This window comes from Pectobacterium parmentieri (genome assembly GCF_001742145.1).
In the GTDB taxonomy this organism is placed as follows: domain Bacteria; phylum Pseudomonadota; class Gammaproteobacteria; order Enterobacterales; family Enterobacteriaceae; genus Pectobacterium; species Pectobacterium parmentieri.
On record NZ_CP015749.1, the window covers coordinates 3,681,432 to 3,693,634 of the forward strand.

The following is a 12,203-nucleotide window of genomic DNA, read 5'->3' on the forward strand; positions in this document are numbered from 1 at the left end:
GGTGATTCAATTTGCTGCTGGATAGCAACCAGACATCAAAGAAAGGCGGTATAACACCGCCTTTGCACTCTTTTATATACAGAGGATTTATTCTTCGCTGCTGCCAGTATTAACCTGCTGCGGTGCATCCACCTCAATTCGGTCGATACGCTGTAGCCCACGCAGCAATGTGCCTTTCCGCCCGCGCTCACCCTGATATTTCTGAAGCTCGTTCGGACGCAGCACCAGCTTACGCTTACCGAAATACAGTGTGACGGAAGCCTGTGGTGGTAGCAGATACAGCCAGGTCAGACGGTCTTTACCTTCCGCAAAATCAGCCGAGGAGATGGACACGATCTTATTGCCCTTGCCTTTCGACAACTGTGGCAAATCAGAGACAGGGAACAGCAGCATTCTGCCCGCGGCGGTGATCGCCATTAACAGATTATCATCGCCTTTGATCTCGATCGGCGTCAGCGCTTTCGCATTATCCGGCAACGTAATAATCGCTTTACCTGCGCGGTTACGTGCGACCAGATCGTTGAAGGTACATACGAAGCCATAACCCGCATCCGATGCCATCAGCAACGGCTGATCGTCTGCAGCCATCAGCACCTGTTCAATCGTCGCACCCGGCGGCGGCGTGAGTTTGCCCGTCAGCGGCTCACCCTGACCGCGCGCAGAAGGCAGCGAGATCGGATCCAGCGCGTAGCTGCGGCCGGTGGAGTCAATGAACACCACGGGCTGGTTGCTCTTGCCTTTCGCTACTGCGCGGAAACTATCGCCCGCTTTATAGCTCAGTCCAGTAGGATCGATGTCATGCCCTTTGGCGCTGCGTACCCAGCCCATTTCCGACAGCACAATGGTGACCGGTTCAGACGGCACAAAGTCATGCTCGCTCATCGCTTTTGATTCACCGCGCTCATGCAGCGGCGAACGACGATCGTCACCATAGGCCTGCGCATCTGACTGAATTTCTTTCTTGATCAGATTGCTGAGCTTACGCTCTGACGCCAGCAGCGCTTGCAACTGATCGCGCTCTTTTGCCAAATCATCTTGCTCACCGCGGATTTTCATCTCTTCCAGCTTGGCCAAGTGACGTAATTTCAGCTCCAGGATCGCTTCAGCCTGTGTTTCACTCAGGCTAAATTGGCGCATCAGAACGGGCTTTGGCTCGTCTTCCGTGCGGATGATATGAATCACTTCATCAATGTTCAGAAACGCAATCAGCAAGCCTTCAAGAATATGCAGGCGCTTGAGCACTTTTTCCAGGCGGTAGTTCAGTCGGCGGCACACGGTGTCACGACGGAATACCAGCCACTCGCTCAGGATCTCGACCAGCCCTTTCACGCTGGGGCGACCATCCAGACCGATCATGTTCATGTTAACGCGGTAGCTCTTTTCCAGATCGGTCGTGGCGAACAGATGGTTCATCACCTGATCCATATCGATACGGTTCGAGCGCGGCACCAGCACCAGGCGGGTTGGATTTTCGTGATCGGATTCATCACGCAGGTCTTCCACCATCGGCAGCTTCTTCGCACGCATCTGGCTGGCAATCTGCTCCAGCACTTTGGCACCCGAAACCTGATGTGGCAACGCGGTAATCACCACATCACCGTCTTCTTTCTTCCACACCGCGCGCATCCGCACCGAACCACGACCATTCTGGTAGAGTTTGCGCACTTCATCACGCGGCGTGATGATTTCGGCTTCCGTCGGGAAATCTGGTCCCTGCACATGCTGAAGCAAATCGTCCAACGAGGCTTTCGGGTTTTCCAGCAGCATGACGGCTGCCGCAGCGATTTCACGCACATTGTGCGGCGGAATATCCGTTGCCATACCGACGGCGATCCCGGTGGTGCCGTTCAGCAATATATTCGGCAAGCGCGCAGGCAGCATCTTCGGCTCTTGCATCGTGCCGTCAAAATTCGGGGTGTAATCGACCGTGCCCTGCCCTAATTCTGACAACAGCACTTCCGCGTATTTGGACAACCGCGATTCGGTATAACGCATGGCGGCGAACGATTTCGGATCGTCCGGTGCCCCCCAGTTCCCCTGACCATCCACCAGCGGATAACGGTAAGAGAACGGCTGCGCCATCAGCACCATCGCTTCATAACAGGCGCTGTCGCCGTGCGGGTGGTATTTACCCAGCACGTCACCCACGGTACGGGCAGATTTTTTAAATTTGGCGCTGGCATTCAGCCCCAGCTCGGACATCGCATACACAATGCGACGCTGCACAGGTTTCAGGCCATCGCCAATGAACGGCAATGCCCTATCCATGATGACGTACATGGAATAATTCAGGTATGCATTTTCGGTAAACGTGCGCAGCGCAAGGCTTTCTGCGCCGTCATGAGTCATCTCACTCATTTATCTCACTTTCCTCACATCGCGGCGCGATTGTTACGCTTTCCGACACGCCATAGCGGCGGTATGTTTGGCGGGAATAGTACCTTATCTGATGAGGTGATGTCACAAGGAACAACGTCATTGCCCCACAGGCGATTGTTGGTATGAATCCGACGGTTGCCAGAGAAGGTGGCTAGCGATAGTGGTAAACGCTCGGGTGATCGGCAGTCACCGTTTCACCCCAGACGGAAATCGACGTTTGATCTGGCCGCAACATTGGTTGCCCCTTGCGCCCCAACAGGATGCGCTCAGCGGCAGCGCCGAAAGACGGCCCTTCAAACCAGAACGCCTCATGCACAAAACTCATTCCGTAGCAGGCCCCCGTCGCATCCATAAGCAGAGCACCGTGCGAATGATGTGTCTCACCGATAAGAATCAGCGTCGTGCTTAGAATATCTTGCCACTCCAGCAGCGTTTCATCCCCCTGCAAATCTACACTGCCGCCAAAAACAATATCGCCGCTGGCGCACTCTTCCCCAGTACCGCATTGCCCAACCGTCAGCTCACCGAATGCTTGCAGGATCGCGCAAGCCGGATGGTTCTCAGACACAAACAACGGGGCTGATTGCGCGACGTTATGTGGCCAGCCTGCCGCCTGAAAAAGGGGAAGAACGGACTCAGGTATTTCAATCAACATCGTTAGCCACCTTGCTAACCCACAGACCGTTTCATTAAGAATTATTCATCTTCATTGCCGCAACAAACGATAATGATTAACATATTGATAATAATTATCATTACCACATGATAATTAATGTTATTCGCCGTTTTGCATTTCCCTTGCAGACGTTAGCTACCAGCACGCCATGTTTCCCCAACGCCGCTGGTCAGAACAACCTTATAGCAGAGTATCATTATGTTAATTAACAAAAAGTTAAATAAGATTCTTCTCACCGGCATCTTGACTAGCGTCGCGCTTCACAGCATGGCAGCGGATAGCACCACGGGCAATAGCGCACTCAACGGCAAGAATGAAGACAACGCGGCGGCTAAAACGGAACCGACGGGTGACGTCATGACCGTACACGCCCCTGAAATTGAGAAAAAAGCGGGCTCATCCGTCTCAATCACTGCCAATGATATGCAAAAGAATGGCGGTAACGATTTTGGCACCATTATGCGTTACCAGCCGTTAATCAGCGCCACGGGCTCCAGCGGTGGCAGTAATACAGGGAAAAGTGGCTTCGATCGCGGCGGCTACACGGGCTACAACATTCGCGGAATAGAAAGCAATCGCGTCGCCATTGATACCGACGGCATCGCTCTGCCTAATGCAACAGGGCGCAGTTATGCCAGCAGAGCTGGGTTTAATACGTTTGGCATGGGGCGTGACTATGTCGACCCTTATATTTATGGACGGGTGAATATCGAATCCGGTGCAACCTCAGCGGAAAATGCGATCAATGCGCTAGGCGGAAGTGTTTCGTTCCGTCCCAAATCAGCAGATGATTATTTAAGCGCGAATAAACAGGAGTATGTCGGCTTCCAGAGTGATTATGACTCTGCCAACCATGGTTGGCATAACGGCATCACCGCCGCAGGCGGTGATGCCGAACTGCGCGGCATTGTCGTTCTCAGTCGTCGTGACGGCCAGCAAACGCGTAACAACAGCGACGAGATCGCCGCTTACCCAGCAAACTGGCACTCTAACGCCATTCTGGCATCGGCCATCTGGCAACCGAATGATGAACACCAACTCACCGGTACGTTGGATTACTATCATAAAACCAACCACACCCACTACGATTACTGGGGTAGCCTGCCAAGCGGCAATAATACGATTTATGGCACCGCGCAACAAAGCAGCGAGACTCGCCGCTGGAGCACCAGCCTGAAAGACCGCTGGACGCCCGCCAACAACACACTGGTTGATTTAGTTGATAGCCGCATTTACTTCCAAAACAGCGAATCGCATGACAACACTTGGCTACCTGCAACCACGGGAATGGCTGCCGCCGATAGCCATCGTGTCTATTCTGATTACAATGTAAAAACTTACGGCTTCGATACCCATCTGGTGAAAAGCTGGGATCGTCACGAGTTTAGCTGGGGCCTCAATACCAGCCAAACCAAAACAGAGCGTCCGTTCAGGCAATCGCCTAACCAAACGGGTGCGAATAACATTATGCAGCCAGAAGCCGATAGCGACAGCTACACCATCGGCGGCTTCGTGCAGGATACCGTCTCTTGGGATCTGGCTGGGCACGCCTTCTCGGTCGTCCCTGCCGTGCGCGCCATCCATCAGCGTACCAAAGCGACCAACACAGTTCGCCTGAGCGGTGACGGTAGCGTAATCAGTGGATCCGATGTCAACAGACTGTACGGTAAAGCCAACAGCGATACACAAATTCTGCCTTCACTGAGCTTCCTCTACGATATTACCCCGACGCTGACGACCTATTTGCAGTACCGTCGTGGCGCACAGTTCCCCGATGCCAGCCAACTTTATGGCAGCACCAACCTTGACGCCAACTTTGCCGGTCCGTTTCAGTATGCCTTTATCGGCAATAGCGACCTCAAAACGGAAACCAGCAACAACATAGAATGGGGATTAAAAGGCGAAGCAACGGAGGGCGTCACGTTCCGCACAGCGCTGTTCTACAACACGTATAAGAATTTTATCGCCAATACCCGCTACCGTCGTGGAGCTAATCCAGATAGATTTACCATGGTTCCGAGCAATATCAGTACCATATTTCAGGCAGAAAACCGTGATAAAGCTTACATCTACGGCGGTGAAATCAGTAGCAAAGTACAGCTAGGCACCTGGTTCCCAGCGGTGGATGGGCTTAGCACCACGCTGGCATTTGGCTACACCAAAGGTCAATCACAGTCTCGCTATCTTGGTGACCGCTATGTCGATCTCGACAGCGTCGCCCCGATGAAAGCGGTTATTGGCATCGCCTATGACGATCCTTCCCAGCGCTATGGTGCCGCCCTGACGTCGACTTTCCAGAAAGGAAAACAAGCGCAGGATACGAATCGTCAAAACTACCCTAATGCAGGCACGGCAATCACTGACTCTACCGCCGAATATATGCGGATCCCCGGTTATGGCATGGTGGATTTGACCGCCTACTATCGCGTGACCAAAGACGTGAAAATCAGTGGTGGCGTGTATAACCTGACTGACCGTAAATATTGGGACTACCTGAGCAGCCGTCAGATCGAAACCAATGACCGACAGGGGCAATACGATCGCGCCCTGTCTACAGCCCCCGGCCGTTCCTTCCAACTGGGTGTGAATGTCGATTTCTAATCGGCAGACACGATGACCCTCTGAAATAAGGCGATGTTCAGTTCAGGCATCGCCGCCGTCATCAGGCAAGAATGCGCAGTACGGCTTTCTTGCCTTTTTATTTCACCGCGTTGGCTTACTGATATTTTTACTCTCACGACATGACTCAACGAAATAATTAATATGCAGAGGGGATCACAGTTATTCCATCTGATAACGTGATCGTCGTCTCAATTAACATTCGGCAAGCATCATGTTTTAATTTTGTCCTATTCAACGGACAGCATTTAGTATTGTCCCTATCGACTATCGCGACTAGATTAATCACTACACCATCCTATTTAAATAAACGAACCAAGAAAATAAAACAGGAAATTATTTAGAAAAAATTATCAATTCGATAAGCATCAGAAAATCTAACGAATCACAGAGGGTAATATGATGCAACCACTCACCTCCCGCCAGAACCGTTTATTGAAATATCTGTTACAACACCAGGGATATGTAACGGTTAAAGATATTGCACATTACCTGGATGTGTCTGAAAAAACCGTCTATCGTGATATGCAATTTGTTGAAGCCTTCCTTTCTGTCTGGAATATTTATCCAGACAAAAAGGTCGGTGCGGGAATCATGCTAACAGCGAATAACGACAGACACCTCACGTTGCTGGAACAGCAACTCGTCGTGGATGATGGAGATACCGATGCCCTGATCAATAATGCGCGTCGCGTCAAAATCGCCTCACAGTTGTTAAGCGACACGCCTCACGAAACCTCCATCAGCAAGCTGTCTGAACGCTATTTCATCAGCAGCGCCTCTATCGTTAACGATCTGAAAATCATCGAAAGCTGGCTACATCCACTGGGATTGTCGCTGGTGCGCAGCCAGAGCGGCACGCACATTGAAGGCAGTGAGAATCAGGTGCGTCAGGCGATGGCATCACTGATTAATGACGTTATGCATCATAAAGAACCCGGCCCGCTTAACCACTCTCGTCTTGACCCCGGCAGCTATAGGGCACTGATTAACTATTTCGGAGAAAATAACGTTTCCTTCGTCGAAGCGCTGTTACAGGACATGGAAAAACAGCTTTCTTATCCACTCGGGGAGCCTTATTACATCAATATTTTCACCCATACCTTAATTATGATGCACCGCATTGCACAGGGAAAAGCGCTCATCATGGCGGAAGAATCGGTTCATCAGCAGGTTGATAATCACATATTATCCATCGCTCAAAATATGGTGACCCAAATAGAGCAACGCGTCGAAAGTACGCTCCCGTCTGATGAGGTCTGGTTTATTTACCAATATATTATTTCTTCAGGCATTGTGATGGAAGAACGTGCGGACAATCCACAACTCCGCTACCCATTCTCTAACGGTGAATCACGAAAAATTACGCGAGTACTAACACAGATATTTTCTGATTTAATCAATATCGATCTGCGCACGGATAAGTTATTACATGAAGGATTGCTTATTCATATCAAGCCATTGCTTAACCGGTTAAAATATCACATACACATTCGCAATCCGTTATTAGACGATATCAAAAGCGAGTTTATCGATATTTATGACATCACTCAGCAAGCCATGAGTGAAATCTGTCAGCGATTTCAATTAAAACCGGTCGCTGAAGATGAAATCGGCTACCTAACCATTCATTTTCAAGCTGCGCTGGAACGTCAAATTGCTCACAAACGTATTCTGGTGGTGTGCTCCAGTGGAGTAGGAACGTCACATCTACTAAAAAATCGAATTCTACGCGCGTTTCCTGACTGGATTATTGTTGGCGTTATTTCGGCCAGTAATATGCAGATATTTTGCCAACAGGAAGATATTGAGCTGGTTATTTCTACGATTCATCTGGAAGAGCAACAGATTCCTGTTGTTTATGTCTCTGCCTTTTTTAATGACGATGACATTAAACGCGTTACCGAAAAAGTTATCGCTAATCAACTGCATCAGGCCGTCCCCCATTGATTATTGGCCGAACGTTAATTTTTTAAATTTAGAGATGAGGTGTGATAAATGGATATCAATAAAATATTGAATGCCAACCGCGTAAAATTAAATATGTCCGCGACTAATAAAGATGAAGCGATTAATGAATTAGCCGATCTGTTGTATGCCGATGGCGCCATTATCAACAAACAGGATTTTATTCACGATGTCTGGTTACGCGAAGCTGAAGGGTCGACCGGTTTTGAAAACCATATTGCGATCCCTCATGGGAAATCATCCGCTGTAAAACAAACCACGCTCGCGATTGGCCGTACCCGTCAGGATATTCCCTGGGAAACACTCGACGGTAGCCAGGTTCGCTGCATTATTCTCTTTGCCGTGCGTCTGGAAGATCAGAACACGACACACATTCGCCTGCTGTCTCAGGTTGCCAGTGCACTGGCCGATGATGAGGTGATTGCTCAACTGTTGGACGAATCCGATCCCCATAAAATTATTCGGCTGTTTAGTCAGTATGCAGAAACAGCGCCTATCACTCCGACATAAGACGAGGCTCAAAATGAATATTGTTTGTGTTGCCGCCTGCACGGCGGGTATCGCGCATACCTATATAGCACGCGAGAAACTGATTAAAGGTGCCAACGCGTTAAATTACGCGATCAAAGTGGAAACCCAAGGCACGATTGGCACCGAAAATGAATTAACTCCCGATGAAATAGCCGCTGCCGATGTCGTTATTCTGGCTATCGATATCAAAATAACAGGAGAGGAGCGATTTAAAGGCAAACCTATCGTTCGGGTAAAAACGGAGGTCGTTATTAAATCTCCCATCAAGTTTCTGGAAAAAGTCGCTAGCTCTTTAGCGGGTGCCTGAATATATCCATTTCGGGGTAATCATTATGAACACCAGAAAAGTAACTGTTGGACAGGAAATAAAACGGCATCTCCTTACCGGTATTTCCTGGATGATCCCACTGATTGTCGCCGCCGGGATCTGCATTGCACTTGGTCAGGTCATCGGTGGCCCGGATGTCGGTAAGCAAACCGGCAGCATCGCATGGATGCTTAATCAGATCGGCGGCTGGGGAATGGGCCTGATTGTTCCACTGATCAGCGCCGCGATCGCCTACTCCATTGCCGATCGCCCCGGCTTCGCACCCGGCCTGATTGTGGGCTTTATCTGCGGCCAGATTCAAACCGGGTTTATCGGCGGTATTCTCGGTGGCTTTTTAGTCGGCTACACGGTGTTGCTGCTGCGCCGCTACATCAAGCTACCCACGTCGATGCAGGGGCTGATGCCAGTCATGATCCTGCCGCTGCTCAGCACCATTATCGCCGGACTGCTGATGATGACGTTTATCGGTCAACCCATCGTCTGGCTGCAAAAAACGCTGATTCACCTACTGGAATCCATGCAGGGCGGTTCGAAATTCCTGATGGGCGCGATTTTGGGGGCGATGGCGACCTTCGATTTCGGCGGACCAGTGAACAAGACGATGTCGCTCTTCGCGGACGGTATGCTGGTCGATGGCATTTATGGGCCGGAAGCCGTCAAATTTGTCGGTTCAATCATTCCACCTTTTGGCATCACGCTTTCTTTCCTATTGACCCGCTACAAATACACCCGTGCAGAAAAAGAAGCGCTGAAAGCCGCCTTCCCGATGGGGATCTGCATGATCACCGAAGGGGTAATCCCGATTGCCGCACGCGATTTGTTCAGGGTCGTTGCCAGTTGCGTCGTCGCCTCCGCCATTGCGGGCGGGCTGATCATGGTCTGGGGTGTGGAGGCACCCGTGCCACACGGCGGCATGTTTGTTGTCCCCTTGTTTACCAAGCCGCTGATGTTCTGTCTGGCGCTCGGTATCGGCACCGTAATCTGCGGCGTGATGCTGTCGTTGATTAAAAAACGCGTCACACAGGCTGATGAAGAGTTCGACGACGTTGACGACAGTCGCGTGCGTGACGAAGACATTAAATTCACTATCGAATAACAGGAGCCGCCATGTATGCCGCAATGAAAACCCTCATTGATGACGCGTATCAACAGCAATATGCCGTGCTCGCCATCAACTGTTTCAATCTGGAAACTGCTCGTGCGGCCATTACCGCCGCCGAGCAACAGCGTGCGCCGCTGATCCTTAATGTGTACCAAGGGCACAGTACGCACTTTCCACCGCCTCTCGCGGTCCCGCTGATCAAGGCATTGGCTGAACAGGCAACCATTCCTGTGGCGCTCAGCCTGGATCACGGCACAGCATTCAGCCTGATTGGGCAGGCGTTCCGCGCGGGGTTTACTGGATTGATGATCGATGCTTCCAGCTACCCACTGGCGGAGAACATCCTGCGCACGCAGCAGGTGGTGAAGATAGCCGTGACTGCTGGCGTCTGCGTAGAAGGTGAGCTTGGACATATCGCCGATGCCCCCGTCTACGACCTTGAGGATGCCACCGTGAAAATGACGCAGGTGGAAGATGTCATTCCCTTTATCCGTCAAACCGGTATCGACCTGCTTGCCGTATCGGTCGGCACCGCCCACGGTATTTACCCTACAGGAGTGACGCCACAGATTGATTTTGAACGTCTGGAAGCGCTGCATCGGGGATCCACGGTGCCGCTGGCGCTACACGGCGGTAGCGGCACTAAAGCCGACGACATTCGTCGCGTCAGCCGTCACGGCGTCGCCAAAATCAACGTCGGTGCGGCCGTTTTTGAGGCTGGAAAAACGGCATTGCAGCAGGCACTACATCAGCACCCAACGATGGAACTATCTGACCTGCTAGCGACGATGGAAACCGCCTGCCGCGACGTGGTCGTCGATTATCTCAGTTGGTCTGGTTCAACTAACAAAGCCTGACCGTTCGCTCTTTACCGACTTTCACCATCAGTGGTTATCCACTGGTACAGGAATGCTTTGCCCTTTATCCGACACAGGAGAGACACATCATGTTGATTTCTATGACCGATATGCTTAAGCCCACGCGTGAACATCGCTTCGCTATCGGGGCGTTTAACGTGGCCGATAGCTGCTTTATCCGCGCCGTGGTGGAAGAAGCCGAAGCAACGAATACCCCCGCCATCATCTCTATCCATCCGAGCGAGTTGGCTTTCGTCACCGATGAGTTCTTCGCTTATGTGCGAGAAAGAACGCTGCGCAGTCCGGTGCCATTTGTCATCCACCTCGATCATGGCGCCTCGATTGCGCACGTTCTACGCGCCATCCAATGCGGGTTTACCTCCGTGATGATCGACGGCTCACTCCTGCCTTATGAGGAGAACGTGGCACTCACCACCGAAGTAGTGAAACTGGCGCATGCCGTTGGCGTTTCCGTTGAAGGGGAATTAGGCACGATTGGCGATACGGGCACCACGATAGAAGGCGGCGTCAGCAAAGTGATCTATACCGATCCCGAGCAGGCGGAAGATTTCGTCAACCGGACGGGCGTCGATACATTAGCCGTTGCCATCGGCACCGCGCACGGTATCTACCCCAAAGATCTGAAGCCAGAGCTACAAATGCATATCCTGCGGGATATCTCGCAGCGGGTCTCTATCCCACTCGTTCTACACGGCGGTTCGGCAAACCCGGACGCCGAGATTGCCGAAGCGGTGACGCTGGGCGTCGGCAAAATCAATATCTCCAGCGATATGAAATTCGCCTATTTCCAAAAAGCGCGGGAAATACTCAGCCGTGAAACCTGGTGGGATCCTAATGCCATCTACCCGGAACCTATTAACGCGGCAAAAGAGGTGATCCGCTACAAAATGGCGCTCTTCGGCTCAACAGGAAAAGCCACTTTATATTGATAGATACGCCACACGATCTGAACAAGGCAAGGGGAAGAGTCTCTTGCCTTTTACCCTCTATGTATTATTTCAACATAGCGTCATTCTGTTTCTTATTGTTGATATTCAGTCAACAGTGTTATGCGCCATCACCCATTTTTCTTCATCGCTCGCTCCCCTAGACTACGCCCAACCTCTTCGTTGATAACCCATTCGAGAACAAACCTATGCAGAATATTTTGCTGATTAACGCAGGTAAATCGTTCGCCCATTCCAAAGGTGAACTGAACAATACTCTTACCGATGTCGCCGCCAGTTTTCTGCGCGATCAAGGCCACGATATCCGCGTGACGGTCGTGGACAACTGCTATGATATTGAACAGGAAATTCAGAACTACCTGTGGGCAGATACCATCATTTACCAGATGCCGGGATGGTGGATGGATACGCCGTGGATTTTGAAGAAATACATCGATGACGTGTTTACCGCCGGCCACGGTTCGCTTTACGCCAGCGATGGCCGCAGCCGTTCAGATGCCACCAAGAAATACGGCTCTGGTGGGTTATTGCAAGGCCGGAAATACATGCTGTCTCTGACGTGGAATGCGCCGCTGGAAGCCTTTGACGATCCCGATCAGTTCTTCCACGGTGTAGGGGTGGATGGGGTTTATCTACCGTTCCATAAAGCGAACCAGTTTATCGGGTTATCCCCACTGCCGACCTTCATCTGTAACGATGTAATCAAGGCACCGGACGTCCCCGCTTATCTTGCAAACTACCGTAAGCATCTGGAAAAACTCTTTGCCTAATCGGC

The 12,203-nt window shown here is 51.1% G+C and carries 10 protein-coding genes; 8 read left to right on the plus strand and 2 right to left on the minus strand.

Annotated features, from left to right (window positions below):
- Nucleotides 1–87: 87 nt before the first annotated feature.
- Both parC and A8F97_RS16700 read right to left on the minus strand, forming a co-directional pair.
- Nucleotides 88–2,358 (minus strand): DNA topoisomerase IV subunit A, encoded by a 2,271-nt coding sequence (parC, locus tag A8F97_RS16695; protein ID WP_014698535.1) that lies wholly within the window; start codon nt 2,356–2,358, stop codon nt 88–90.
- Nucleotides 2,359–2,530: 172 nt separating this feature from the next.
- Nucleotides 2,531–3,034, minus strand: a complete 504-nt coding sequence (locus tag A8F97_RS16700) for an SUKH-3 domain-containing protein (RefSeq protein WP_033072293.1) — start codon at nt 3,032–3,034, stop codon at nt 2,531–2,533.
- A 219-nt stretch (nt 3,035–3,253) separates the two neighbouring features.
- Between A8F97_RS16700 and A8F97_RS16705 the strand changes: the two genes are divergently transcribed.
- The 8 genes from A8F97_RS16705 to A8F97_RS16740 all read left to right on the plus strand — a co-directional run bounded on the left by A8F97_RS16705 (nt 3,254) and on the right by A8F97_RS16740 (nt 12,198).
- The gene (locus A8F97_RS16705; protein ID WP_033072294.1) at nt 3,254–5,656 is read left to right on the plus strand and encodes a TonB-dependent receptor domain-containing protein; all 2,403 of its coding nucleotides are present in this window, start codon (nt 3,254–3,256) and stop codon (nt 5,654–5,656) included.
- Between the two features lie 417 nt (nt 5,657–6,073).
- A complete protein-coding gene (locus tag A8F97_RS16710) occupies nt 6,074–7,624 on the plus strand; it encodes a BglG family transcription antiterminator (RefSeq protein WP_082218657.1) in 1,551 nt (516 codons plus the stop codon).
- Between the two features lie 48 nt (nt 7,625–7,672).
- Nucleotides 7,673–8,152: a PTS sugar transporter subunit IIA gene (locus A8F97_RS16715; RefSeq protein ID WP_033072295.1), complete on the plus strand. Its 480-nt coding sequence runs from the start codon at nt 7,673–7,675 to the stop codon at nt 8,150–8,152.
- 13 nt (nt 8,153–8,165) lie between these two features.
- Nucleotides 8,166–8,480 (plus strand): PTS fructose transporter subunit IIB, encoded by a 315-nt coding sequence (locus A8F97_RS16720; protein WP_010297459.1) that lies wholly within the window; start codon nt 8,166–8,168, stop codon nt 8,478–8,480.
- A 25-nt stretch (nt 8,481–8,505) separates the two neighbouring features.
- Nucleotides 8,506–9,597, plus strand: a complete 1,092-nt coding sequence (locus tag A8F97_RS16725; protein ID WP_033072508.1) for a PTS fructose transporter subunit IIC — start codon at nt 8,506–8,508, stop codon at nt 9,595–9,597.
- Nucleotides 9,598–9,608: 11 nt separating this feature from the next.
- A complete protein-coding gene (locus A8F97_RS16730; protein WP_012822135.1) occupies nt 9,609–10,460 on the plus strand; it encodes a class II fructose-bisphosphate aldolase in 852 nt (283 codons plus the stop codon).
- Between the two features lie 89 nt (nt 10,461–10,549).
- Nucleotides 10,550–11,410, plus strand: a complete 861-nt coding sequence (locus tag A8F97_RS16735; RefSeq protein WP_012822134.1) for a ketose-bisphosphate aldolase — start codon at nt 10,550–10,552, stop codon at nt 11,408–11,410.
- Nucleotides 11,411–11,616: 206 nt separating this feature from the next.
- A complete protein-coding gene (locus A8F97_RS16740; protein WP_033072296.1) occupies nt 11,617–12,198 on the plus strand; it encodes an NAD(P)H-dependent oxidoreductase in 582 nt (193 codons plus the stop codon).
- The last annotated feature ends 5 nt before the right edge of the window (nt 12,199–12,203 follow it).